General features: G+C 72.5%; 22 protein-coding genes. 2 read left to right on the top strand and 20 right to left on the bottom strand.

Translation table 11 applies throughout. From position 1 onward, the window contains the following. Window positions 1–80: 80 nt before the first annotated feature. From fmt to pyrR, 19 genes are all read right to left on the bottom strand, one after another. On the bottom strand, window positions 81–1,010 hold the full coding sequence (fmt, locus tag ACQEVJ_RS30825; RefSeq protein ID WP_433107094.1) for a methionyl-tRNA formyltransferase: 930 nt from the start codon (window positions 1,008–1,010) through the stop codon (window positions 81–83). Continuing rightward, window positions 1,010–1,558 carry a peptide deformylase gene (def, locus tag ACQEVJ_RS30830; RefSeq protein ID WP_433107096.1) on the bottom strand — a complete coding sequence of 183 codons (549 nt, stop codon included), beginning with the start codon at window positions 1,556–1,558 and terminating at the stop codon, window positions 1,010–1,012. The genes fmt and def overlap by 1 nt, the downstream gene beginning before the upstream one ends. Before the next feature lie 46 nt (window positions 1,559–1,604). After that, the gene (locus ACQEVJ_RS30835; RefSeq protein ID WP_433107098.1) at window positions 1,605–2,846 is read right to left on the bottom strand and encodes a hypothetical protein; all 1,242 of its coding nucleotides are present in this window, start codon (window positions 2,844–2,846) and stop codon (window positions 1,605–1,607) included. 23 nt (window positions 2,847–2,869) lie between these two features. After that, the gene (locus ACQEVJ_RS30840; protein WP_433107100.1) at window positions 2,870–4,537 is read right to left on the bottom strand and encodes a hypothetical protein; all 1,668 of its coding nucleotides are present in this window, start codon (window positions 4,535–4,537) and stop codon (window positions 2,870–2,872) included. Between the two features lie 40 nt (window positions 4,538–4,577). Next, window positions 4,578–6,740, bottom strand: coding sequence for a primosomal protein N' (locus ACQEVJ_RS30845; RefSeq protein WP_433107102.1), 2,163 nt, complete (start codon window positions 6,738–6,740; stop codon window positions 4,578–4,580). 144 nt (window positions 6,741–6,884) lie between these two features. Further along, window positions 6,885–8,072 carry a methionine adenosyltransferase gene (gene metK / locus ACQEVJ_RS30850; RefSeq protein ID WP_433107104.1) on the bottom strand — a complete coding sequence of 396 codons (1,188 nt, stop codon included), beginning with the start codon at window positions 8,070–8,072 and terminating at the stop codon, window positions 6,885–6,887. A gap of 186 nt (window positions 8,073–8,258) precedes the next feature. Next, window positions 8,259–8,627, bottom strand: a complete 369-nt coding sequence (locus ACQEVJ_RS30855) for a hypothetical protein (RefSeq protein ID WP_433107106.1) — start codon at window positions 8,625–8,627, stop codon at window positions 8,259–8,261. A 68-nt stretch (window positions 8,628–8,695) separates the two neighbouring features. Then, entirely contained in the window at window positions 8,696–9,889 is a 1,194-nt protein-coding gene (gene coaBC / locus ACQEVJ_RS30860; protein WP_433107108.1) for a bifunctional phosphopantothenoylcysteine decarboxylase/phosphopantothenate--cysteine ligase CoaBC, read from the bottom strand. A gap of 14 nt (window positions 9,890–9,903) precedes the next feature. Beyond that, window positions 9,904–10,167 carry a DNA-directed RNA polymerase subunit omega gene (gene rpoZ, locus ACQEVJ_RS30865; protein ID WP_433107110.1) on the bottom strand — a complete coding sequence of 88 codons (264 nt, stop codon included), beginning with the start codon at window positions 10,165–10,167 and terminating at the stop codon, window positions 9,904–9,906. 13 nt (window positions 10,168–10,180) lie between these two features. Beyond that, the gene (gene gmk / locus ACQEVJ_RS30870) at window positions 10,181–10,741 is read right to left on the bottom strand and encodes a guanylate kinase (protein ID WP_433107112.1); all 561 of its coding nucleotides are present in this window, start codon (window positions 10,739–10,741) and stop codon (window positions 10,181–10,183) included. A 122-nt stretch (window positions 10,742–10,863) separates the two neighbouring features. Beyond that, window positions 10,864–11,187, bottom strand: coding sequence for an integration host factor, actinobacterial type (mihF, locus tag ACQEVJ_RS30875; protein ID WP_030450375.1), 324 nt, complete (start codon window positions 11,185–11,187; stop codon window positions 10,864–10,866). A 219-nt stretch (window positions 11,188–11,406) separates the two neighbouring features. Beyond that, window positions 11,407–12,105: an orotidine-5'-phosphate decarboxylase gene (gene pyrF, locus ACQEVJ_RS30880; protein ID WP_433107114.1), complete on the bottom strand. Its 699-nt coding sequence runs from the start codon at window positions 12,103–12,105 to the stop codon at window positions 11,407–11,409. Then, on the bottom strand, window positions 12,102–13,076 hold the full coding sequence (locus ACQEVJ_RS30885) for a dihydroorotate dehydrogenase (protein ID WP_433107115.1): 975 nt from the start codon (window positions 13,074–13,076) through the stop codon (window positions 12,102–12,104). Before ACQEVJ_RS30885 ends, pyrF begins: the two co-directional genes overlap by 4 nt. A gap of 21 nt (window positions 13,077–13,097) precedes the next feature. Continuing rightward, the gene (locus tag ACQEVJ_RS30890; protein WP_433107117.1) at window positions 13,098–13,955 is read right to left on the bottom strand and encodes a dihydroorotate dehydrogenase electron transfer subunit; all 858 of its coding nucleotides are present in this window, start codon (window positions 13,953–13,955) and stop codon (window positions 13,098–13,100) included. A gap of 74 nt (window positions 13,956–14,029) precedes the next feature. Continuing rightward, entirely contained in the window at window positions 14,030–17,308 is a 3,279-nt protein-coding gene (gene carB, locus ACQEVJ_RS30895) for a carbamoyl-phosphate synthase large subunit (protein ID WP_433107119.1), read from the bottom strand. After that, window positions 17,301–18,416: a glutamine-hydrolyzing carbamoyl-phosphate synthase small subunit gene (gene carA, locus ACQEVJ_RS30900; protein ID WP_433107121.1), complete on the bottom strand. Its 1,116-nt coding sequence runs from the start codon at window positions 18,414–18,416 to the stop codon at window positions 17,301–17,303. The genes carB and carA overlap by 8 nt, the downstream gene beginning before the upstream one ends. Beyond that, window positions 18,413–19,714: a dihydroorotase gene (locus tag ACQEVJ_RS30905; protein ID WP_433107123.1), complete on the bottom strand. Its 1,302-nt coding sequence runs from the start codon at window positions 19,712–19,714 to the stop codon at window positions 18,413–18,415. Before ACQEVJ_RS30905 ends, carA begins: the two co-directional genes overlap by 4 nt. 26 nt (window positions 19,715–19,740) lie before the next feature. After that, entirely contained in the window at window positions 19,741–20,676 is a 936-nt protein-coding gene (locus ACQEVJ_RS30910) for an aspartate carbamoyltransferase catalytic subunit (protein ID WP_433107125.1), read from the bottom strand. Continuing rightward, window positions 20,673–21,230 (bottom strand): bifunctional pyr operon transcriptional regulator/uracil phosphoribosyltransferase PyrR, encoded by a 558-nt coding sequence (gene pyrR / locus ACQEVJ_RS30915; RefSeq protein ID WP_433107127.1) that lies wholly within the window; start codon window positions 21,228–21,230, stop codon window positions 20,673–20,675. The genes ACQEVJ_RS30910 and pyrR overlap by 4 nt, the downstream gene beginning before the upstream one ends. Window positions 21,231–21,678: 448 nt before the next feature. Between pyrR and bldD the strand changes: the two genes are divergently transcribed. Beyond that, window positions 21,679–22,173 (top strand): transcriptional regulator BldD, encoded by a 495-nt coding sequence (gene bldD, locus ACQEVJ_RS30920; RefSeq protein ID WP_030508976.1) that lies wholly within the window; start codon window positions 21,679–21,681, stop codon window positions 22,171–22,173. A 209-nt stretch (window positions 22,174–22,382) separates the two neighbouring features. Further along, a complete protein-coding gene (locus tag ACQEVJ_RS30925; RefSeq protein ID WP_433107129.1) occupies window positions 22,383–23,627 on the top strand; it encodes an arginine deiminase in 1,245 nt (414 codons plus the stop codon). Window positions 23,628–23,820: 193 nt separating this feature from the next. Here ACQEVJ_RS30925 and ACQEVJ_RS30930 read toward each other — a convergent pair whose 3' ends face one another. Next, on the bottom strand, window positions 23,821–24,258 hold the full coding sequence (locus tag ACQEVJ_RS30930) for an SAV_6107 family HEPN domain-containing protein (RefSeq protein ID WP_076432068.1): 438 nt from the start codon (window positions 24,256–24,258) through the stop codon (window positions 23,821–23,823). Window positions 24,259–24,443: the final 185 nt, after the last annotated feature.

Here is a 24,443-nt window from a genome sequence, read left to right on the forward strand (position 1 = left end):
CTCGACGCTGCCACCCTCGACCCTGCCGCCTTCGACCCTGCCACTCGCTGATCCGCCGCCTTCGGCCGGAGCGGCGCCCTTCAGACCAGGGTCTCACCGTCCGCGAACCGGACGCCGCGGCCCCACTCGGCCGCGCTCATCTGCCGCTTGCCCTGCGGCTGCACCTCGCCGAGCTCCACGGGGTGGGTGCCGGTCCCGACGAGGACGACCTTCCGCGTGGCCGCGATCTCCCCAGGGGCGAGCTTGTCCGCGTCGGGCGCGAGCCGTACCGGGCCGATCTTGACCCGCTGGCCGCGGAACTCGGCCCACGCACCGGGAGCCGGAGTGCAGGCCCGCAGGAGCCGGTCCACCCGCATCGCGGGCGCGTTCCAGTCGATCCTGGCGTCCTCGACCCCGATCTTCGGGGCCAGGCTGACGCCGTCCGCGGGCTGCGGACGCGCCTCCAGCGTGCCGTCCTCGACGCCGTCGAGCGTGGCCAGCAGCAGGCCCGCGCCGGCCTCGGCGAGCCGGGCCAGCAGCGCGCCGCTGGTGTCGTCCGGGCGGATCCGCTCGGTGAGCACGCCGAACACCGGCCCCGCGTCGAGCTCCTTCACGATGCGGAAGGTCGATGCGCCGGTGACGTCGTCGCCGTGCAGCACGGCGTGCTGGACGGGCGCGGCGCCGCGCCAGGCGGGCAGCACCGAGAAGTGCAGGTTAATCCACCCCTGTGCGGGGATGTCGAGCGCCGCCTGCGGCAGCAGGGCGCCGTACGCGACCACGGGGCAGCAGTCGGGGCCGATCGCCCTCAGCCGGTCGAGGAACTCCGGGTCGCCGGCCTTCGCCGGTTTGAGCACCTCGATCCCCGACTCCTCCGCGAGCTGGGCCACCGGGCTGGGGTGGACCTTGCGCCCCCGGCCCGACTGCGCGTCCGGCCGGGTCACCACGGCCGCCACCTCGTGGCGGGGCGAGTCCAGCAGGGCGCGCAGCGACGGGAGCGCGGTGTCGGGCGTGCCGGCGAAGACCAGGCGCACTACAGGGCCCTTCCCTGCGTGGCGTGCGGCGAGATCTTCACGACCGGCGCCGACAGGCCGCTCCACTCGGCCTCGCGGATCGCCTTCATGGCGAGCTTGCGCTGCTTGGAGTCCAGCCGGTCGATGAACAGCACGCCGTCCAGGTGGTCGGTCTCGTGCTGGAAGCACCGCGCCATGAGGTCGGTGCCGTCGATCGTCACCGGCTCGCCGTGCATGTTGAAGCCCTTGGCCACCGCCCTGATCGCGCGGGGCGTCGGGAAGGACAGGCCGGGGAAGGACAGACAGCCCTCCTCGCCCTCCTCGTCCATCTCGCCGCCGAGGTCGAGGTCGGGGTTGATGAGGTGCCCGAGCTGCTCGTCCACGTAGTAGGTGAACACGCGCAGGCCGACGCCGATCTGCGGCGCGGCCAGGCCGGCGCCCGGCGCGTCCATCATCGTGTCGGTCAGGTCCTTGACGAGCTTGCGCAGTTCCTTGTCGAAGTCGACCACCGGCTCGGCCGGGGTGCGCAGCACCGGGTCGCCGAACAGGCGGATCGGCTGAATGGCCAAGGGTCGGCTCCGTTCACGTCACGTACACGAGGAGGATCACCCCAGTCTACGGGCGTGAACGCACCTTCATCGCCGTCTTCCTGGCGGTCTTCGCGATCAGCGGGTCGGGATGGTGCCTGCCGAGCATCTCCAGCACCGCGAGGGCGTCGGGGTGGTCGGCCCGGCCCATCTCCGGCACGAGCGTGAGCAGATCCTCCCCGAGGAGGTCGAAATGGGCCACCGAGCCGACCGGGGCGCCGATGTAGAGCAGGGCCGCGAGGGTGTCCACCGCCACCCAGGCCCCGTCGCCCTCGCCGAGGGCCGGCGCCTCCAGGTCACGCACGCCCAGCCAGGCCGCGGCGTAGCGCCACATCATGGGCTCGTCCAGGGCCTCCCGTACGGCCTGCGCGGCCTCCGGGCCCAGCTCCTCGAGCACGGTCCCCGCGGTGCCGCGCTGGGCGGCGTTGCCCGACGCGGCGATCTTGATGAGCTCGCGCGCCGCGTCCTCCGGCACCCGGCGCTCCAGCCACAGCGTGGCGGCGCTGGCGGAGGCCCGTCCGGCCAGCATGGCGTCGATGAGGTCGGCGGCGCCCAGCTCGGCGAGCGCGGCCACCTCGCCGAGCGACGGCGCGTCGTGGCCCTCCCTGAGCAGGTCGCGGCGCACGGCCCACACGCCCGGCTGGGTGAGCCGGACGAGCTCGCCGGTCAGCTCGATCAGCCCGCAGTAATCGAGCAGCGCCATCGCCGCCGCCAGCTCCCCGGGCAGGGTCATCCGCAGCCGCCGCAGGTCCGCGGGCCGCGCGTCGCAGCCCACCTCGTGGGCCTGGAGGATGCCGCCGGCCAGGGCGGCGAGCGGCATGCCCTCACGCACCGAGTAGATCGTCGCGAGGATCTCGGTGAGGTGCTCGTCGATGACGGCCGACCCGGTCAGGCCCTCCTCGGTCCGGTCGAGCACGTCCATGACCACGCCGTCCCAGAACTCCATGGGGTCGGGCACGCCGGGGCCGGGGCGGGCGCCCTGCCGGGTGACCTCCACGAGACGGCCGTTGACCGCGACCACCCACAGCAGGCGCAGCCTGCCGGCCTCCAGGCCCAGCTCGGCGACGACCGCCTCGGCCACGGCGGGGTGCGGCAGCCCCTGCTCGGTGACCTCGCACACACCCCGGGGGGAGTCGGCGCAGCGGACCCCGACCCACTCGGCGATGCGGCGGGCGTCCCGTACGAGCGGGACCTCCCGCACCGCGTGGACGAGCTGCTCGTCGGGGGCGATGTCGACCGGCGGGAAGGTGAGGACGTCGCTGTCGGCCATTCCAGCAACTTACTGCACAGCAGTCACCTGATGCCCCGCGAACGAGCCTTGAAAGCCGCTTTCCGGGCGGCTTTGGCGGCCGCCTGGTCCGGCAGCGTGCTGCCGAGCAGTTCGAGAACCTCGACGACGTCGGGGTGGTCCACCCGCCACATGTCCTCGATCAGATGGGCGGGCGGCCCCGATGCCGCGATGTTCTCGGCGAAGCCCTCCGGGTCGGCCTCGGCGGCGGGCAGCGCGAGCGCGAGCATGTCGACGCTCACCCACAGGACCTCCTCGGGGGTGAGCGCGGGCGCGTCCAGGCCCCGCGAGGACAGCCAGTGGATGGCGTGCGGGCGCAGCTCGGCGTCGTCCAGGTAGGACCGCACGACCGCCGCCGCCTCCACGCCCAGCCGGTCCACGATGGTCACGGCGACCCCGCGCACCTCCGCCGGAGCGCCGGCCACAGCGGCCAGCAGCTCCGACGCCGACTGCTCGGGGGTGCGCCTCGACAGCCACTCGGCGATGTCCCGCTCGGCCGCCTCGTCCGCCGTGCCGTCGCCGATCAGGCCGGCGATCAGCCCGCTCGCGTCGCCCTCGGCCGGGGCGGGCGCGAGCGGCGCGTCCAGGCCCATGCCGGCGTACAGCTCCCGCAGGCCCCACAGGGCGTGGGAGGTCAGGGCCAGGCCGTCCTCGGTCCGCTGGACCGTTCCCGCGTACGCCAGAGCGGTCAGCGCCTCGTCCAGCCTGCCGACCGGCCGCCCGGCGGCCACCTCACGGAGGTAGTCGGCGAGCGCGTCCACAGGGACGGGCGACTGCAGCCGGTAGAGCAGGTCGTGGATCTGGGACATCCCCTCGTCCACCACCGCCTCCCCGGTGAGCCGCACGGACCTCTCGACGAGGAACTCCAGCGCCGCCCGCCACAGGTCGAGCAGCTCCTCCTCACCGCGCGCGTCCAGCTCGCGGAAGTCCTCCGCGACCACGACGGCCGTGCCGTCGAGCCGGGCGAGGCCCAGGTCGAGCGCGAGACGCCACGCCGGCTCGGGACCCTCGACGCCGAGCTCGGCCGTGCACGCCCGCGCGTCCCTGACCCGCAGCGAGCGGCGCGTCGTCACCGTGCGGCCGCCCTCCACCAGCCACGCCACCACCCGGTGGGCGTCGCGCAGCAGCGGCACCTCGCGCACGGCCCGCGCCACCTCCTCGCGCGGCGCGAGCCGTACGGGCGGCAGGGGCGCGCAGCCGGGGCAGTCGCAGTCGTCACCGTCCGCCGCGCCCTCGGCCCGCTCGCCCGGGGCCGTGTCGAGCTCAAGGGAGTCGGGCCCGATGGCGCTGAACAGGCTCTTGGCCATGCCGAACTTGGACGTGTCGGCGAGCGCGCCCGGCATCTCCGGCTCGATGCGGTCGATGGTCTCCCGCATCCGGACGGCCGACTTGCTCCCGATCTCGCCCGTGTCCAGCAGGAACTCGACCAGCGTCCGCGCCGCGGCGACCGTCTCCGGCGCGCTCTCCGGCGGCGCGATGACCTTGCGCGGGTAGATTTCCAGCAGGAGCTCCTCGAAGGTGCCCGGCCGGAAATCGCCCAGTTCGTTCACCTCCAGGTAGTCGCTGGCGTAGTCGCACAGCAGGCGTACCTCGTCGACGTCGACCTCGACGTTCCGCTCGCGCCCCCAGGCGCGCAGGCCGTCGATGGCCCGGTTCACCCATTCGATCGACACAGGGGCACGCTAACGGCTCGCTTTGTGCGAGGCGAATCGGTCAGATGAGGTCGAGCGGATCAATGTTCACACGGACCACGTCCGGCGCCTTGCGCGCGGAGCGCACACCGGAGGCGCCCTTGAGCGCGCGAGCCAGCCCGGACCCGAGGTGGCGCGGCACCCGGACCATGGCCCGTTCCAGCCCGCCGTCCACCGGCACCGGCCCCAGGACCTGCGCCCCCGGAGGCAGCACGGCGCCCGCCAGCGTCTCCCTGATCGCCGCGGCCGGGCCCGTCAGCGTGGCCATCCGCACGGCCGGGGGGAACCCCAGCTCGGCCCGCTCGTCGAGCTCGCGTTCCGCGAAGGTGACGGGGTCCCAGCGCAGCAGGGCCTGCACGGCGGGCACCGCGGCGTCGGCCAGGACGACCAGCTCGCCCGCCGGCCGCAGCAGGGCGGCGGCGTTGGCCCAGCGCCGCAGCGCCTCCTCGGCCGCGCGCAGATCGGGGCGGCCCAGCAGCGCCCATCCGTCGAGCAGCACGGCGGCCGCGTAGCCGCCGTCCGGCACCGGCTCGGCCCCGGGCGTCGCCACGACCAGCGCGGGGGCGCCGCTCACCGTCGCGAGCACGCCGTCGCGCCCGCTGGTGCGCACGGCCACCGAAGGAAAGGCCCGGCCCAGCTCCTCGGCGGTGCGCCGCGCGCCCACGATGACGGCCCGCACGCCGGTCCCTCCGCAGGACGGGCAGCGCCAGTCGCCCGCGATCCGGCCGCACCAGCGGCAGTACGGCACGGCGTGCCCGCCGCGCAGCGCGAGCGGGCCCGAACACACCGGTCCCGTGGCCATGGGTTCCGCGAGCACCGGATCGGCCGCCCCGGACTCCGCGCCCGGGCGCGCCGGCGGCAGGCCCGAGCAGCGGGCGGGGGCGCGGCAGTGGCGGCACGCCAGCGCCGGCAGGTAGCCCCTGCGCGGCACCTGGACGAGCACGGGACCGTGCTCCAGTCCCTCCCGCAGCGCCCGCCAGGCGAGGCTGGGCAGGCGGGCCGCCCTGGCCGCCTGGTCGCGGGCCAGCTCGGCGTCGTCGCCCGACGGGCGCACCCGGGGCGCGCGGGCCCTGACCGCCGCGCGGTCGGGGACGAGCGGGGCCGCCCAGCCCGTCTCGACGAGCGCCGTGGCCTCGGCGGTGCGCGTGTAGCCGCCGACGAGCAGGCCCGCCCCGGCCTGGTGCGCGCGCAGGCCGAGGACCTCCCGCGTGTGCGGGTAGGGCGCGTGACGCTCGGCGTGCAGGTCGTCGCCGTCGTCCCAGACGACCGCCAGCCCCAGGCGGGCCACCGGCGCGTACGCCGCGGGGCGGTTGCCCACCACGATCCCGATCTCGCCGCGCAACGCCTTGAGCCAGCGCCGGTAGCGCTCCGCGGGCCCGAGGTCGGCCGTGATCGCCACGTGCGGCGTCTCCCCCAGGGCCGCGGTCACCAGCGCCACGTCCTTGCCGTCGGGCACCGCCACGACGACGCCACGGCCGCCGTCCAGCGTCGCCCGCGCGGCGGCCGCGATGGCGTGCGGCCACGACGGCCCGCCGGCGTCCGTGCCGGGCAGGGCCGTCCACACCGCGCGCGGCGCCCTGCCGTCGGCCAGCGCCTCCAGGAAGGAGGCGCCCGCCGGATAGGCCCTCCAGGGGTCGCCGACGGCGGCGCCGGTGCCGTCGCCGGGGGCGGCCGCGCGGCGCGCGGGGGTTCTCGCCTCGGCCTCGACCCGGGCGTGCCGCGGCGGAAGGGCCAGGCGCAGGACGTCCGGCATGGTCCCGGCGTACCGGTCGGCCACGGCGCGGGCCAGCCGCGCGATGTCGGGGGTGAGGACGGGTTCCGGGGAGATCACCCGTTCCAGGAAGGACAACCGGCCCTCGTGCTCGCTGTCGGCGAGCCGTTCGAGCAGGTAGCCGTCGGCGAGCTGCCCGGCGAAGCGGACGCGCACCCGGCAGCCGGGCACCGCCTCGGCGTCCATCGTGGTGGGGACGAGGTAGTCGAAGGGCCGGTCGAGGTGCGGCAGCGGCGTGTCCACCACGACCCTGGCGACGGGGAGGCTCTGCGCCGCCTCGCGCGCGCCCTTGGACGCGCCCGCCCGCGCCCGCTCAGCCGTCCCACGCGTCCGCGCGGCGGGCCGCCGCGCGGCGGCCGGGGGCGCCGGAAGGAGCGCCTCCTGCGGATGCGGGGCGCGGGTCGGCTCGGTCACGTCTACGTCCTACCAGAGCCGGCGAGCCGCAATCGCACGTACGCCCGCCGGCTGTGGACGTCCGGGCACACGTGGGCGGCGCCCGCCGTCAGGGGCGGGCGCCGCCGGGCGCGACAGTGATCGCCGGTGCTCGTCAGGCGCGGGTCACAGACCCGCGGCCGTACGCAGGGCGTCGGCCCGGTCCGTGGACTCCCAGGAGAAGCCCTCGCGGCCGAAGTGGCCGTAGGCGGCGGTCTCGGAGTAGATCGGGCGCAGCAGGTCGAGGTCGCGGATGATCGCGGCAGGACGCAGGTCGAAGACCTGGAGCACCGCGTCCTGGATCACGTTGACCGGCGCCTTCTCGGTGCCGAACGTCTCGATGAACAGGCCGACCGGCTGGGCCTTGCCGATGGCGTAGGCGACCTGGACCTCGCAGCGGTCGGCCAGGCCGGCCGCGACGACGTTCTTGGCGACCCAGCGCATGGCGTAGGCGGCCGAGCGGTCGACCTTGGACGGGTCCTTGCCGGAGAAGGCGCCGCCGCCGTGACGGGCCATGCCGCCGTAGGTGTCGATGATGATCTTCCGGCCGGTGAGCCCGGCGTCGCCCATGGGCCCGCCGATCTCGAAGCGGCCGGTCGGGTTGACCAGCAGGCGGTAACCCTCGGTCTCGATCTCCAGGTCGGCCAGCACCGGCTCGACCACGTGCTCGCGGATGTCGGGCGTCAGCATCTCCCGCAGGTCGATCTCCGGAGCGTGCTGCGTGGAGACGACCACGGTGTCGAGGCGGACCGGCCGGTCGCCGTCGTACTCGATCGTGACCTGGGTCTTGCCGTCCGGGCGCAGGTAAGGAACCGTGCCGTTCTTCCGCACCTCGGACAGGCGCCGGGCCATCCGGTGCGCGAGCTGGATCGGCAGCGGCATCAGCTCGGGGGTCTCACGGCAGGCGTAGCCGAACATCAGGCCCTGGTCACCCGCGCCCTGACGGTCGAAGTCGTCGGAGCCCTCGCCCGCGCGGTGCTCGTAGGCGTCGTCCACACCCTGCGCGATGTCCGGCGACTGCGCTCCGATGGACACCGACACGCCGCAGGAGGCGCCGTCGAAGCCCTTGTGGGAGGCGTCGTAGCCGATCTCGAGGATCTTCTCGCGGATCAGGGCGGGGATGTCGACATAGGTCTCCGTCGTCACCTCGCCGGCGACGTGGACCTGGCCAGTAGTGATCAGCGTCTCGACGGCGACCCGGCTCTTGGGGTCGTCCTTGAGCATGGCGTCGAGAATCGCGTCACTGATCTGGTCGGCGATCTTGTCCGGGTGGCCCTCGGTGACCGACTCGGAGGTGAACAGGCGACGGGACAACTCAGGGCTCCTCATGCAGCGGCTGCTGACGTCCATGAGTGACCGGCGGTAGAGCCGAGCCCCACCGCGGCCACTCGATGCTCACGCGAGTCTAGCCCTAGGCGCTGCGGAGCCGCGAAGCCATCCGGGTTCGGGTCGCCGGGCCGGCGGTTCCCGAGAGGACGCGCCGCCTCCGCTGACGGCGTGTCAGAGGTCGGGCAGGGGATCTCTGGGCAGGTCGCCGGGCGAGAACGCCTCCGCGTCCGCCGCCGCCACGACGGCGGCGTACTCGTCGTCGACCTCCAGGGTCATGCCGCCGATCTCGATGTGGGGCCCCGACCCGAACTCGACCGGCCCGAGCCGGGTGCGGCGGGGGTAGCGGGCCCACACCCCGGACGGCTCGTCCCTGCTGAACATCTTGGTGGACAGCAGGGTGATGGACCGGTCCGTCACCACGACGAGGAAACCGATCGTGGCGGGAGGCGGCATGGCCACCGCGGGAAACACGTAGCGGATGTCCTCGCCGGGACCGAGCATCGCCCGGCAGCGCTCCCTGATCGTGGCGGACACCGGCATGGCGATCGCTCCCTCGATGCACGACCTGCGGTGGCGGGGCGGGCGACCGCGCCGGCACCACGCGAAGGTCAGGCGAGACGCTGCGCCACCAAATCCCACACTACGTCGGCGAGATCCTCTTTGGGACCCCTCGGAATCTCCACGGAACCGCCCTCCGCCGTGAGGACGACGGCCGCGTTGTCCGGCGTGCCGAACGCCAGGTTCTCCCCGACCTGGTTCACCACGAGCAGGTCGCAGCCCTTGCGCTCCAGCTTGGCCCGGCCGTTGGCCAGGACGTCGTCGGTCTCCGCCGCGAATCCCACGATCACCCGGGCCTCCCGCCTGGCGCGGCGGACCTCGCCCAGCTCGGCCAGGATGTCCGGATTTTTCACCAGATGGATGGGATCGGGCTCGGCGGACGACTTCTTGATCTTCGTGTCGCTCTGCCGTACGGGCCGGAAGTCCGCGACCGCGGCGGCCATCACGACCGCGTCGGCGTGCTCGGCCGCGGCCAGGACGGCGTCGCGCAGCTGCCGCGCCGACTCCACCCGCACGACCTTCGCGCCCGCGGGATCGGGCAGCGTCACGTTCGCCGCCACGAGCGTCACCTCCGCGCCCCGGGCGACGGCCGTACGGGCCAGGGCGTATCCCTGCAGCCCGGAGGACCGGTTGCCGATGAAACGCACGGGGTCGATCGCCTCACGGGTGCCCCCGGCGGAGACGACGACGTGCCGCCCGGCCAGGTCCTCGCGCCGGCCCGCCAGCACACGGCGGCACACCTCGAAGATCTCGGCGGGATCGGGCAGCCGTCCCGGACCGGTGTCGGCGCCGGTGAGCCTGCCGACGGCGGGCTCGATCACGATCGCGCCGCGCTCGCGCAGCGTCGCCACGTTCGCCCGCGTGGCCGGGTGCTCCCACATCTCGGTGTGCATCGCGGGCGCGAACACCACGGGACAGCGCGCCGTGAGCAGGGTGTTGGTGAGCAGGTCGTTGGCCATGCCGTGCGCGGCCCGGGCCAGCACGTCCGCCGTCGCCGGGGCGACGACCACCAGGTCGGCGGACTGCCCGATGCGCACGTGCGGCACCTCGTGCACCGACTCCCACACCTCGGTGGTCACCGGATTGCCCGACAGCGCCGCCCAGGTCGGCTCGCCGACGAACCGCAGAGCGTCCCGGGTCGGCACGACGCGCACGTCGTGTCCCGACTCGGTGAACAGGCGCAGCAGCTCACAGGACTTGTAGACCGCGATGCCGGCGCTCACGCCCAGCACGACAGACGTCATCGAAGGAAGTGGGCTCAGCCCTCGATGGGCTCAGAGGTAAGCAGACCCTCGGAGACCTCGCGCAGGGCGATGGACAGCGGCTTCTCCTGGGCGTGGGTCTCCACGAGGGGCCCCACGTACTCCAGCAGGCCCTCGCCGAGCTGAGAGTAGTAAGCGTTGATCTGGCGCGCCCGCTTCGCACCCATGATCACAAGGCTGTACTTGCTGTCGACGACGTCGAGAAGCGCGTCGATCGACGGGTTGGTGATGCCTTCCGCGTACGCGGAGCTGCTTGCCACGTCAGTGATTCCCCTAGCTAGGTGAGTTTCCCATCAAGGTTATCAGCCGGTGGCACACATCCTTGACGGACGTGTTGACGATCGTGAGATCGAACTCCTTCTCCGCCGCCAGCTCGATCCGGCCCGCCTCCAGGCGGCGGTCGATCACGTCGGGAGGCTCGGTGCCGCGGCCGCGCAGCCGCCGCTCCAGCTCCTCCCAGCTCGGCGGGGCCAGGAACACCAGCAGGGCATCGGGCATCGTCGTGCGCACCTGCCTGGCGCCCTGCAGGTCGATCTCCAGCAGAGTGGGGACGCCTGCCGCCAGCCTCTCCAGCACGGGCCGCCTCGGCGTGCCGTACCGGTTGCCGGCGAACTCCGCCCACTCCAGAAGCTCGCCGGAGGCGATGAGCTCGTCGAACTCGTCGTTGCCGGCGAAGAAGTACTCCACGCCGTGCTGCTCCCCCGGGCGGGGCTTCCGGGTTGTCACCGAGACCGACAGCCACACCTCAGGGTGGGACCGCCGGAGCTCGGCGACGACCGTGGACTTGCCCACACCCGACGGACCGGACAGGACCGTCAGGCGCGGGCGAGGCATGGAGTCACCGCCGCGTGTCCTGAACCCGCTGGTCGCGACTGCCTCTTGGGCCCGATCTCCAGCGGACCGGGACATGTCGGTCACTCCGTACCCCCGTGAAACTCGCTCGTACGCCGCCGAGATCAGCTCTCGGCGCCGCCGAACTCGCGCTCCAGGGAGGCGCGCTGGTTGGCGCCGAGACCCCGCACGCGGCGGGATTCGGCGATACCAAGGCGCTCCATGAGCTGCTTGGCGCGGACCTTGCCGACGCCAGGGAGCGACTCCAGCAGAGCCGAGACCTTCATCTTGCCGATGACGTCGTCGGTCTGCCCATCCTTCAGCACCTCGGCCAGAGACACCGCGCCGTGCTTGAGCCGGTTCTTGACCTCGGCACGCTCCTTGCGTGCCTTGGCAGCCTTCTCAAGAGCTGCGGCGCGCTGCTCGGGGGTCAGGGGAGGAAGAGCCACGCCGGGTCACCTCGAATTTCTTGTCGATGTACTCGGACGGGAGGGGAAACTAGCTGGTCTTGGCCGTAACGGCAACGTCAAGGGCGGTTTCTCGGACTACAAAATTGATTTTACTACTTTTGGTATTGGAAAAGTCACTCTTCGTAGATCAAAACCGCCTCAGCAGGCCCGGAGCGGGATGACGCAAGGTAACGGCGCCGGAGCCCGCCCGGCGCCCGCTCAGGGGCTCACGCGGCGCAGCGCGGCGGCGATCCCGGCGGCCGCCGCGCCCGGGTCCGGCGCCCCGGTGATGGGCCGTCCGATCACGAGGAGGTCGGCCCCCTGGGCGATCGCGTCCTCCGGGGTGGCCACCCGCGCCTGGTCCTGGGTGTCGGCGCCGACGGGCCGTACGCCGGGGGTGATGAGCGTCACGTCCTGGCCGACCTCCGCGCGCACGGCGGCGACCTCCCTGGGCGAGCAGACGAGGGCCTGGGCGCCCGCCCCGACGGCTACGGCGGCCATACGGCGCACGACGTCCGCAGGGGGTCCCTGGATACCGATCTCGCGGAGATCGGCCTCAGAAAGCGACGTCAGGAGCGTCACGGCCGCGATCTGGGTGTGGGGGGCCGCCTCGACGGCCGCCCTGACCATCGCGGGGCCCCCCGCGGCGTGCACGGTGAGGTACGTCGGCTTGAGCCGGGCGACCGCCCGGGCGGCGGCGCCGACGGTGTTCGGGATGTCGTGCAGCTTGAGGTCCAGGAAGACCTGCACCCCGCTCGCGCCGCGCACCGAGGCGATCACGTCGGGCCCGTACCGCAGGTAGAGCTCCAGCCCCACCTTCACCGTGGAGACGTGCGGGGTGACCAGGCAGGCCCAGCGGGCCGCGGTCTCCAGGTCGGGCGCGTCCAGGGCGACGGCGATGGGAGCGGGCGTGGTCAAAGCGAACTCTCCTCGAGATCTGATCGCGAACGTGGTTGCGCGCCCGCCGGCCGGTGGGCCAGGCCCACGGCGTCGGCGAGCCGGTCGAACCCGCGCTCCTGCAGAAGCTCCTCAAGCTCCCTCAGGACGCGCGGGCAGGCGTAGGGGTCGTGGAACAGCGCCGTGCCCACAGCGACGGCGCAGGCGCCCGCCAGGACGAGCTCAAGGGCGTCCCTGCCGGTCGTCACGCCGCCCATGCCCACGATCGGCACCCCGGGCAGCGCGGCGTGGACCTGCCAGACGCAGCGCACCGCCAGGGGCCGTACGGCGGGGCCGGACAGGCCGCCGGTGCCGGCCGCGAGCGAGGGGCGCATCGTGTCCACGTCGATGCTCATCCCGACCGGGGTGTTGATCATCGCGAGGGCGTCGGCGCCGCCGTCCACGCACGCCCGTGCGACCGCGACGACGTCCGCCACGTCCGGGGACAGCTTGGCGATCACCGGCACCTCGTACGGCGTGGCCGCGCGCACCGAGGCCACGACCTCCGCCGCGGCGGCCCCGTCACGGGCGAACACCCTGCCGCGGTCCTCGACGTTCGGGCACGACAGGTTGATCTCCACGGCGGTGATGCCGGCGGCGCCGGCCAGGCGCCGTGCCAGCGCGGTGTACTCGGTCACGGTGCCGCCGCCGATCGACACGACCGTGCGGGCCCCGCGCTCGGCCAGCCAGGGCAGCTCGCGCTCCAGGAACGCCTCGACGCCGGGGCCCTGCAGGCCCACGGCGTTCAGCAGCCCGGAGGGGGTCTCGGCCATCCGCGGCGTCGGCCGTCCCGCGCGGGGCGCCATGGTGATCGACCGGGTGACGAACGCGCCCAGGCGGTGGACGTCGGAGAACTGGGCCAGCTCGCGGCCGGTCCCGCCGCAGCCGGAGGCGGTCAGCACCGGGTTGGGCAGCTCCACATGGGCCAGGTAGGTCCGCAGGTCGGCGGTCACGGCCGCCTCCCCCGCCCCGGCTCAGGCATGCCGTCCGCCGGGCGCGCCGAGCGCGTCGAACGGGATCGTCCCGACGTCGTCGAACCGCACCCGCTCGCCCCGGAACACCGGCCCCTCGGTGCAGGCGCGGACCATGCGGGTCACGCCGTCGTCGCCGATGACCGGCACCACGCACGTCATGCAGACGCCGATGCCGCAGGCCATGGACTCCTCCACGGCCACCTGCACGGGGACGTCGAACTCGACGGCGACCGCCGTGACGCCGCGCAGCGTCTCCATCGGCCCGCACGCGTAGACCGCGTCGGCCCGCGCGTCGGCGATCACACCGGGCAGCACGTCGGTCACCTTGCCGCGCATGCCCAGCGAGCCGTCCTCGGTCGTCAGCGTGGTCGTCTCGCCCATCCGGCGGGCCCGCAGCGCACCGAAGACCCGGTCGGCCGAGGGCGCCCCCAGCACGAAGTCGATGCGGCAGCCGCGCTGCTGCAGCGCGTCCCCCAGCGCGAACAGCGGCGCCGCTCCGTGCTCGTCGCCGACCAGTACGCAGGTGCAGGGGTCGCGGGGCAGGGGGAACGGACGGCCGAGCGGGCCGACCAGGTCGAGCGTGTCGCGCGCCCGCAGGTCGGCGAGCCAGGCCGTCCCGGCACCGCGCACGCCGAAGACGAGCTCCACCGTGCCACCGTAGTCCGGCTTCACGTCATGGACCGTGAAGGCCCGCCGGGTGAGCATCGAGGAGTTGCGGCCCCCGACGGCGACCGTGACGAAGTGGCCGGGCCTGAACCGGTCGGCGATGCCCGGCGCGACGACCGTGAGCGCATGGTAGGCGTCCACGCGGCGCGTCGTCAGCACCGTGCCCGTGACCTGAACCGGACTGCCGGCCACTCCCTTCCTCCCTGCTCATGGCGCTCGCTCCGCTCGCGCGGCTCCGGGTGCCCAAGCCCTCCGCGTGTCTCGAGCTAGTCTCGCAGCCTCCTGGCGTGTTCCTGGAGAGAACACACGTCGATGTCGCCCCTGACGATGTGCTGGATGCCCTGCACGGCGGCCGCCAGGCCCTGGACGGTCGTGATGCAGGCGATGCCGCGGTTGACGGCGGCGGTGCGGATCTCGTATCCGTCCAGGCGCGGCCCGGACTGGCCGGGGCTGCCGAACGGTGTGTTCACGATGAGGTCCACCTCCCCGTCCAGGATGCGCCGCACGATCGTCGACTCGCCGTCGGGACCGGTGCCGTCGCTGTGCTTGCGCACGATCTTGGCACGTACGCCGTTGCGACGCAGCACCTCGGCGGTGCCCTCCGTGGCCAGGATCTCGAAGCCGAGGTCCGCGAGCGCCTTCACCGGGAAGATCATGGCCCGCTTGTCCTTGTTCGCGACCGAGACGAACGCCCGTCCCTTGGTCGGCAGCGCGCCGTAGGCCGCCGACTGCGACTTGGCGAAGGCCGTGCCGAAGAACTCGTCGATGCCCATGACCTCGCCGGTCGAGCGCATCTCGGGCCCGAGGACGGTGTCCACGCCGCGGAACCGGTTGAACGGCAGCACCGCCTCCTTGACCGCGACCGGCGCGTCCATCGGCAGCGTGCCGCCGTCGTAGTCGGCCGGCAGCATGCCCTCGGCGCGCAGCTCGGCGATCGTCGCGCCGAGCATCAGCCGCGCCGCCGCCTTGGCCAGCGGCACCGCCGTGGCCTTGGACACGAACGGCACCGTACGGCTGGCCCTGGGGTTGGCCTCCAGGACGTACAGCACGTTGGAGGCCATCGCGTACTGGACGTTCAGCAGGCCGCGCACGCCCACGCCGCGGGCGATGGCCTCGGTGGCCGTGCGGATCCGCTTGATGTCGAAGCCGCCCAGCGTGATCGGCGGCAGGGCGCACGCCGAGTCGCCGGAGTGGATGCCGGCCTCCTCGATGTGCTCCATGACGCCGCCGAGGTAGAGCTCCTCGCCGTCGAACAGCGCGTCCACGTCGATCTCGATGGCGTCGTCGAGGAACCGGTCGATCAGCACCGGGTGCTCGGAGACCGCCCTCTCCATGTACGCCCCGAGGGTGTCCTCGTCGTACACGATGGCCATGCCGGCGCCGCCGAGCACGTACGACGGCCGCACGAGCACCGGGTAGCCGATCTCCTCGGCGACCGCCCGCGCCTCCTCCACGGTCGTCGCGGTGCCGTGCCTGGGCGCGGGCAGCCCGGCCTCGGCGAGCACCTGCCCGAACGCGCCCCGGTCCTCGGCGAGGTGGATCGACTCGGGCGAGGTCCCGACCACGGGCACCCCGGCGTCCTTGAGCGCCTGGGCGAGCCCGAGCGGCGTCTGGCCGCCGAGCTGCACGATGACGCCGGCGACCGGCCCGGTCTCCTGCTCGGCGTGCACGACCTCCAGGACGTCCTCCAGCGTGAGCGGCTCGAAGTAGAGCCGGTCGGAGGTGTCGTAGTCGGTCGAGACGGTCTCGGGGTTGCAGTTGACCATCACGGTCTCGTAGCCGGCCTTGGCCAGCTCGAACGACGCGTGCACGCAGGCGTAGTCGAACTCGATGCCCTGGCCGATGCGGTTGGGCCCGCTGCCCAAGATGATCACCTTGGGCCGGTCCCCCACCGGCACCTCGGTCTCCTCGTCGTAGGTCGAGTAGAGGTACGGCGTGCGGGCGGCGAACTCGGCGGCGCAGGTGTCCACGGTGTTGTAGACGGGCCGCACGCCGTGCTCGTGGCGCCCGGCCCGCACCTCGGGCTCCGGCACGCCGAGGATCTCGGCGATCTGCGCGTCGCTGAAGCCGTGCCGCTTGGCCAGCTCAAGGGTGGGCCGGTCGAGCGCGTTGATCGACCGGGCGACCTCGTCGATCGCGAAGAGCTGGTCGACGAACCACGGGTCGACCGACGTGGCCTCGTGGATCTGCTCGGGGGTCGCGCCCGCCCTGATGGCCTGCTGCATGGTGCGCAGCCGCCCGTCGTGCGGCCTGCGGCAGGCCTCCAGGAGCTCGTCCAGGTCGCCGGGCTCGCCCGCCCAGCTGAACGACGACCCCTTCTTCTCCAGCGACCGCAGCGCCTTCTGCAGCGCCTCCGGGAAGGAGCGGCCGATCGCCATCGCCTCGCCGACCGACTTCATGTGGGTGGTCAGCGTCTGGTCGGCCCCGGCGAACTTCTCGAACGCGAACCTCGGCACCTTGACCACGATGTAGTCGAGCGACGGCTCGAACGACGCCGGGGTCTCCTTGGTGATGTCGTTGGGGATCTCGTCGAGGGTGTACCCGATCGCGAGCTTGGCGGCGATCTTGGCGATCGGGAAGCCGGTGGCCTTCGAGGCCAGCGCCGACGACCGCGACACGCGCGGGTTCATCTCGATGACGATCATCCGGCCGGTCTTCGGGTCGACCGCGAACTGGATGTTGCAGCCGCCGGTGTCCACGCCGACCTCGCGGATGACCGCGATCGCGACGTCGCGCATGTTCTGGTACTCGCGGTCGGTCAGCGTCAGCGCGGGCGCCACCGTCACGCTGTCGCCGGTGTGGACGCCCATCGGGTCGATGTTCTCGATGGAGCACACGATGACCACGTTGTCGTTGCGGTCCCGCATGACCTCCAGCTCGTACTCCTTCCAGCCGCGGATCGACTCCTCCAGGAGCACCTCGGTGGTCGGGGACGCGTCGAGGCCGGCGCCGGCGATGCGGCGCAGCTCCTGCTCGTCGTGGGCGAAGCCGGAGCCCACGCCGCCCATGGTGAAGCTCGGGCGGACGACGAGCGGGTAGCCCAGCTCGCCGGCCGCGCGCAGGCACTCGTCCATGGTGTGGCAGATCACGCTGCGCGCCGACTCGGCGTTGAGGCCGCGCTCGGCGGCGACCTTGGCGACGATCTCCTTGAACCGCTCGCGGTTCTCCCCCGCCTGGATGGCGTCGATGTCGGCGCCGATCAGCTCGACGCCGTACTTGTCGAGCACGCCCGCCTCGTGCAGCGCCACGGCGGTGTTGAGCGCCGTCTGGCCGCCCAGCGTGGGCAGCAGCGCGTCGGGCCGCTCCTTGGCGATGATCTTCTCGACGATGTCCGGGGTGATCGGCTCGACGTAGGTGGCGTCGGCGAACTCCGGGTCCGTCATGATCGTGGCGGGGTTGCTGTTGACCAGGACGACCCGGAAACCCTCGCTGCGCAGGACGCGGCAGGCCTGGGTGCCGGAGTAGTCGAACTCACACGCCTGTCCGATGACGATCGGGCCGGAGCCGATCACCATGACGGACCTGATGTCCGTACGCTTAGGCACCCTTGGCCCCCTTCTTGTCCATCAGCTCGCAGAACTCGTCGAACAGGTAGGCGGCGTCGTGCGGGCCCGCGGCCGCCTCGGGGTGGTACTGCACGCTGAACGCGGGGCGGTCCAGCAGGCGCAGCCCCTCGACGCAGTCGTCGTTGAGGTTGACGTGGCTCACCTCGGCCGCGCCGTAGGGCGTCTCGAAGGGCCCGTCGAGCGGCGCCCGTACGGCGAAGCCGTGGTTGTGCGCGGAGATCTCGACCTTGCCGGTCCTGCGGTCCTGCACCGGCTGGTTCACCCCGCGGTGGCCGTACCGCAGCTTGTAGGTGCCGAGGCCGAGCGCCCGGCCGAGGATCTGGTTGCCGAAGCAGATGCCGAAGAACGGCACGCTCTCGTCCAGCACCTCGCGCAGCGACTCGACCGCGTACCCGGCCGCGGCGGGGTCGCCGGGGCCGTTGGAGAAGAAGACCCCGTCGGGGTCGAGGGCGAGGATGTCGGCCGCCTTGGCGGTCGCGGGCAGCACGTGCACCTCGCAGCCCCGCTCGGACATCCGCTGCGGGGTCATGGCCTTGATGCCGAGGTCGACCGCGGCGACGGTGAAGCGCTTGCGCCCGACCGCCGGCACGACGTACGGCTCGGGCGTGCTGACCTGGCGGGCCAGGTCGGCGCCCTCCATGCCGGGCGAGCGCCGCACCCGCTCGACCAGGTCGGCGATCTCGCCGCCCTCGCTGAAGATGCCCGCGCGCATCGCGCCGCGCTCGCGCAGGTGGCGGGTGAGGGCGCGGGTGCCGGGCATCGCGATGCCGACCACGCCCTGGTCGCGCAGGTAGTCGTCGAGCGTCCTGCGGGACCGCCAGTTCGACGGGATCCGGGACGGCTCGCGCACCACGTAGCCCGCGACCCAGACCCTGCGGGACTCCGGGTCCTCGTCGTTGGCACCGGTGTTGCCGATGTGCGGGGCGGTCATCGCCACGATCTGGCGGTGGTAGGAGGGGTCGGTGAGCGTCTCCTGGTAGCCGGTCATGCCAGTGTTGAAGACCATCTCGCCGAACGTCTCGCCCACGGCGCCGTACGGCGTTCCCTCGAAGACGCGTCCGTCCTCAAGCACGAGCAGGGCTGTCATACGAGCTTCCCTTCGAGAACGGTGGAGCGGCCGCGCAGGAACGTGGCGACGACGCGGCCGGGCAGGGTCAACCCCTCGTAGGGGGTGTTGCGGCTCTTCGACACCATCGCGGCCGGGTCCACGGGCTGCCGGACCGACGGGTCGTACAGCGTGACGTTGGCGGGGGCGCCGGGCTCGATCGGGCGGCCGTGCCCGGCCAGGCGCCCGATCCTCGCCGGCCGCGCCGACATGCGGTCGGCGACGCCGGCCCAGTCGAGCAGCCCGGTCTCGACCATGGCCTCCTGAACCGCGGACAGGGCCGTCTCCAGGCCGATCATGCCCATGGCCGCCGCGGCCCACTCGGTCTCCTTGTCCTCGACCGGGTGGGGCGCGTGGTCGGTGGCCACGCAGTCGATCGTGCCGTCGGCCAGCGCCTCGCGCAGCGCCCGCACGTCCTCCTCGGTGCGCAGCGGCGGGTTCACCTTGTAGATCGGGTTGTACGGCCCGAGCGGCGAGCTCTCCGCGCAGGAGTCGGTCAGCAGCAGGTGGTGCGGGGTGACCTCGGCGGTCACGTCCCAGCCCTTCGACTTGGCCCAGCGGATGATCTCCACCGAGCCGGCGGTGGAGACGTGGCAGACGTGCAGCCGGGAGCCGACGTGCGCGGCGAGCAGGCAGTCGCGCGCGATGATCGCCTCCTCGGCGACCGCCGGCCAGCCGGTCAGGCCGAGCCTGGCCGACACCTCGCCCTCGTTGAGCTGGGCGCCCTCGGTCAGCCTGGGCTCCTGGGCGTGCTGGGCGACGACGCCGTCGAACGCCTTGACGTACTCCAGCGCCCGGCGCATCAGCACGGCGTCGGACACGCACTTGCCGTCGTCGGAGAAGACCCGCACGCGGGCCGCGGAGTCGGCCATCGCGCCGAGCTCGGCCAGCTGGCGGCCTTCGAGGCCGGAGGTCACCGCGCCCACGGGCTGCACGTCGCAGTAGCCGTATTCCTGGCCGAGCCGCCAGACCTGCTCCACCACGCCGGCGGTGTCGGCCACCGGGGAGGTGTTGGCCATCGCGTGGACGGCGGTGTATCCGCCACGCGCCGCGGCCTGGGTGCCGGTCTCGACGGTCTCGGCGTCCTCCCGGCCGGGCTCGCGCAGGTGGGTGTGCAGGTCCACCAGGCCGGGCAGGGCGACCAGCCCGTCGGCGTCGACCGTCTGGTCCGCCTTCGCGCCCGCGAGGTCGCCGGTCTCCGCCACGACTCCGTCGCGCAGCAGGATGTCGCTCGGGGCGCCGCCCAGGATCCGGGCGCCCCTGATGAGGATGGTGGTCACAGTCCCCTCATGAAGGTCGTACGTGCTCATTCGGCGCCTCCGATCGCGGGCTCGGAACCGCCGAGCAGCAGGTAGAGAACGGCCATCCGGACCGTCACGCCGTTGGCGACCTGCTCGACGATCGTCGAGCGCGGCGAGTCGGCGACCTCCGCGGAGATCTCCATGCCGCGGTTCATCGGGCCGGGGTGCATGACGATGGCGTCGTCGTGCAGGCGGGCGAAGCGGTCGCGGTCGAGGCCGTAGCGGCGGCTGTACTCCCGCGCCGAGGGGAAGTAGGCCGCGTTCATCCGTTCGAGCTGGACCCGCAGCATCATCACGACGTCCGACTTGGGCAGCACGGCGTCGAGGTCGTACGAGACCTGGCAGGGCCAGGTCTCGACCGACACCGGCAGCAGGGTCGGCGGCGCGACCAGCGTCACCTCCGCGCCGAGCGTGTGCAGCAGCAGCACGTTGGACCGGGCGACCCGGCTGTGCAGCACGTCGCCCACGACGGCGACCTTCAGGCCCTCCAGCCGGCCCAGCCGGCGGCGGATGCTGAAGGCGTCGAGCAGCGCCTGGGTGGGGTGCTCGTGGGTGCCGTCCCCCGCGTTGACCACGCTGCCGCGCACCCAGGTGGCCAGGCGGTGCGGCGCGCCCGAGGCGCTGTGCCGGATCACGACGGCGTCGGCGCCCATGGCCTCCAGGGTGAGCGCGGTGTCCTTCAGCGACTCGCCCTTGGACACACTCGACCCCTTGGCCGAGAAATTGATCACATCGGCCGACAGGCGCTTGGCCGCGGCCTCGAAGGAGATGCGGGTCCGGGTGGAGTCCTCGAAGAAGAGGTTCACCACCGTGCGGCCGCGCAGCGTCGGCAGCTTCTTGATGGACCGCTGCGAGACCCGCGCCAGCTCCTCGGCCGTGTCGAGGATGAGGAGCGCGTCGTCGCGGGTGAGGTCGCCGGCCGAGATCAGGTGACGCTTCATCGGTCGTCCTCCTTGATGAGCACGACCGCGTCGCGCCCGTCCGTCTCCTCCAGGAAGACCTTGACCTTCTCGCTCTTGGAGGTCGGCAGGTTCTTGCCGACGTAGTCGGCGCGGATCGGCAGCTCCCGGTGGCCGCGGTCCACGAGCGTGGCGAGCTGGACGGCCCTGGGCCTGCCCACGTCGTTCAGCGCGTCGAGCGCGGCACGCACGGTGCGGCCGGAGAAGAGGACGTCGTCCACGAGCACGACGGTCCTGCCGTCCACGCCGTCCGGGGGCAGTTCGGTGCGGCCGAGCGGGCGCGCGGGCCGCAGGCGCAGGTCGTCGCGGTACATCGTGACGTCGATAGCGCCGACGGGGACCTTGATCCCCTCGAACTGCGCGATGCGCCCGGCGATGCGGTGCGCGAGGGTGGCTCCGCGGGTGGGGATGCCGAGCAGGACGACGCTCTCCGCGCCTCTGGTGCGTTCGAGGATCTCGTGCGCGATCCGGGTGAGCGCCCGGTGGATGTCGGGCCCCTCCAGGACGGCGCGGGCCTGATTTCGGGCATCAGACATGAAAAAGTCACCACCTTTCCCGCCTCACGGGACGGGTCTTAAAAGGGTGTCAGGTCTGCTTAGAGTATCAGGGCCGTCTGCGAACCCCCCTCCCGCCAGGGGTGATGCCCCGGAGGGAGTGTTCGCCCTCGGCGTGACGAGGACGTGCCGGGGACCTTCGGGAGGGACGGGCGAGGGACGTGCCGGGGAGCGGAAGCCGCATCGCACCGGGTGTCGGTGATTTCGGTGAGAGCACTGTTTGACGCTCTTTTTTCCAATCAGCTTGACCTTTGGGAGTGTCGGCTTTACCGTCACTGTCCGTAACCACAACACGCGACCTTCCTGGGTAAAACCCGACGCAGCGGTCACCGAAGGTGCCGGTCACGGGCACCAGCCCCGGTGTTCGGAACGCTTAGGACAAGGACGCACAATCAAGTGAGAAGAGACATAGAAAGCCGGGGGCCACACGATGCCGTCTGACTACGCCAAGTCGCTGGGCGCGCGCCTGCGCGCCATCCGAACCCAGCAGGGGCTGTCCCTGCACGGTGTCGAAGAGAAGTCCCGTGGGCGGTGGAAGGCCGTCGTCGTGGGTTCCTACGAGCGAGGCGACCGCGCGGTGACCGTGCAGAAGCTCGCCGAGCTCGCGGATTTCTACGGAGTGCCGGTGTCGGAGCTTCTTCCGGGCGGAGCCGCCCCCAGCCCTCTTGCGCCCGCTCCCAAGCTGGTCATCGATCTGGAGCGGCTGTCGCAGCTGCCGAAGGACAAGGCCGGCCCGCTTGCCCGTTACGCCGCCACCATTCAGAGCCAGCGTGGCGACTACAACGGCAAGGTGTTGTCCATCCGGCAGGAGGACCTGCGCTCGCTCGCGGTCATCTACGACAAGTCGCCGGTCGAGCTGACCGAGGAGTTCATCCACTGGGGCGTGCTCGACGCGGAGGCCCGCCGCGCCGTCGAGTCCTTCTGACCTCCCCGCCTGGTCCGTACGCGGCTCCCCGTAGCGACGTCCGCCCTCTCCGGCCCACGTCGTGTCTGATGAATCAAGCCCTGCTGCGCGTGGCCCAGGCGGCGCCTCACTGCGTTGTCGTCGTCGGGCACTCCCTCGTCACGGGCGGCGTCTCCATAACGGGGAGCCGCCGGTACGAGTGATTCCCGCCACACGGGGATAGGCAGGACATGACGTTTTACGTGGGCTCCGAGGTGGGCAGGCTTCGCCGTGTCCTGGTCGACATACCCGAACTCGCGCTCAAGCGGCTCACCCCGGGAAACAAGGACGGCCTGCTGTTCGACGACGTGCTCTGGGTGCACCGCGCGCTGGAGGAGCACCGGGAGTGGTGCGAGGTGCTCGCCGGGCGCGGCATCACGGTGCACCACCTCGGCGACCTCCTGCGTGAGGTGATCGAGATCCCCGACGCGCGCAAGCACATCCTCGACGGCAGCGTCGACGAGCACTGGTTCGGCCCGCTGGCCGCCGACGCGATCCGCAACACGCTCGACGCCCTCGACGGGGACACGCTCGCGCCGCTGCTGACCGGCGGGATCACCAAACGCGAGATCATGGAGCTGGGCTGCGACCCGGGCTCCATCGCCTTCCACACGCTCGGCATGGACGACTTCGTCCTCCCGCCTCTGCCCAACCATCTTTTCGCCCGCGACACCTCCTGCTGGGTGTACGACGGGGTATCGATCAACGCGATGCGCAAGAAGGCGCGCAGGCGGGAGACCGTCAACTACGAGGCGGTCTACCGGTGGCACCCGCTGTTCGCCGCGGGATACGGCAACCCGGACGACGGCGGGTTCAACGTCTGGTACGAGGGCATGCGCATGGCTCCGGCCACCATCGAGGGCGGCGACGTCCTGGTGCTCGGCAACGGCGTCGTGCTCGTCGGCGTGAGCGAGCGCACCCAGCCGCAGGCCGTGGAGATGCTGGCGACCAACCTGTTCCGGGCGGGGTCGGCGGCCCGCATCGTGGCGCTCGATCTGCCCAAGACCCGTGCGTTCATGCACCTCGACACCGTGATGACCAACGTCGACGTGGGCGTGTTCACCAAGTACGCCGGGCTCGGCATGCTCCCGTCGTACACGATCGAGCCGGGCGACACCGACAAGGAGCTGAAGGTCACCGACCATCCGCCGGAGGACATGCACAAGGCCATCGCGCGGGCCCTCGGCCTGGACGACATCAAGGTCCTCACGCCGACACAGGACGTGCACGCGGCCGAGCGCGAGCAGTGGGACGACGGCTGCAACGTGCTGGCGCTGGAACCCGGCGTGGTCGTGGCCTACGAGCGCAACACCACGACCAACAACCACCTGCGCAGGCACGGAATCGAGGTCATCACGATCCGCGGCAGCGAGCTCGGCCGCGGACGCGGCGGGCCGCGGTGCATGAGCTGCCCTCTGGAGCGAGACCCCGCCTGATCACGCGACGCGCGGCGAGGACCGGGCGGTCAGGGTCGGGGCGGGGCGCTCGCCGCGTTCACCGACAGGCGTACCGCGAGGGTGCGGCCCGGTCCTGCGCGCGGCCGGTCATCGGACGGTGCCGGCCGAAGGCGCGAGCCGGACCAACGGTGTCGGCCCAAGGCGCGAGCCGGACCATGGGCGGAGATGGAGGTCAGCCGGCCATGGGCAGGGTGGGGCGGCCGGGCAGGCCGAGGATCGACTCGACCTCGCCGACGAACCTGTCCGCCTCCGCTATGATCTCCTCTGCGTCGTTCTGCGTGACGGCGCGGACCATGCCGGCCTCGGCCGCCGCACGCTTGGTCGCGCTCACCGCGAAGTAGGCCGCCCAGTCCGCGAGCTTGGGCTCGGCCTCCGGCAGCAGCTCCCAGGCGCTGCGCAGCCGCCGCCTGCGGCCGTCCATCGGCCGCGGACGGGCCGCGAGGATCCCGGCGGCCGCACGGAGGGCCGCCAGGTGGGCCGAGACGTAGCGGTCCGCGGGGGTGGGCCCGACGGTGGCGTCGGCGAGGCATGCCCTGGCGTCCGCGAGGTGTGCCAGAACCGCCTGCGAGAGCCGGGGCCCGCTCTTCTGATCGTCGTTCTGCTCAGTCATGCCCGCCTCCTTGAGTCGTGGCACTCCGGCGAAGGTCGCCGGTGACTTCACAGTCGCAGACCGCACCGACAATTTCGCCGGCCGGGAGATCCCGTGAACCGCTCGAGATCACCCGACGCTTTCTCAGGCTCCCGTGGGCGGCCGGACGAGGAGCTTCCCCTCTCCCCGTCCGGCCCACGCCGCGG

Origin of the sequence: Microbispora sp. CA-102843 (assembly GCF_050936215.1) — a bacterium.
GTDB lineage: Bacteria > Actinomycetota > Actinomycetes > Streptosporangiales > Streptosporangiaceae > Microbispora.

Coding starts and splice junctions, on each gene's coding strand:
- ACQEVJ_RS30910 (WP_433107125.1), bottom strand. CDS start 20,676: ATGAAGCGTCACCTGATCTCGGCCGGCGACCTCACCCGCGACGACGCG.
- bldD (WP_030508976.1), top strand. CDS start 21,679: ATGCCGTCTGACTACGCCAAGTCGCTGGGCGCGCGCCTGCGCGCCATC.
- carA (WP_433107121.1), bottom strand. CDS start 18,416: ATGACAGCCCTGCTCGTGCTTGAGGACGGACGCGTCTTCGAGGGAACG.
- gmk (WP_433107112.1), bottom strand. CDS start 10,741: ATGCCTCGCCCGCGCCTGACGGTCCTGTCCGGTCCGTCGGGTGTGGGC.
- pyrR (WP_433107127.1), bottom strand. CDS start 21,230: ATGTCTGATGCCCGAAATCAGGCCCGCGCCGTCCTGGAGGGGCCCGAC.
- ACQEVJ_RS30925 (WP_433107129.1), top strand. CDS start 22,383: ATGACGTTTTACGTGGGCTCCGAGGTGGGCAGGCTTCGCCGTGTCCTG.
- ACQEVJ_RS30930 (WP_076432068.1), bottom strand. CDS start 24,258: ATGACTGAGCAGAACGACGATCAGAAGAGCGGGCCCCGGCTCTCGCAG.
- ACQEVJ_RS30835 (WP_433107098.1), bottom strand. CDS start 2,846: ATGGCCGACAGCGACGTCCTCACCTTCCCGCCGGTCGACATCGCCCCC.
- ACQEVJ_RS30855 (WP_433107106.1), bottom strand. CDS start 8,627: ATGCCGGTGTCCGCCACGATCAGGGAGCGCTGCCGGGCGATGCTCGGT.
- coaBC (WP_433107108.1), bottom strand. CDS start 9,889: ATGACGTCTGTCGTGCTGGGCGTGAGCGCCGGCATCGCGGTCTACAAG.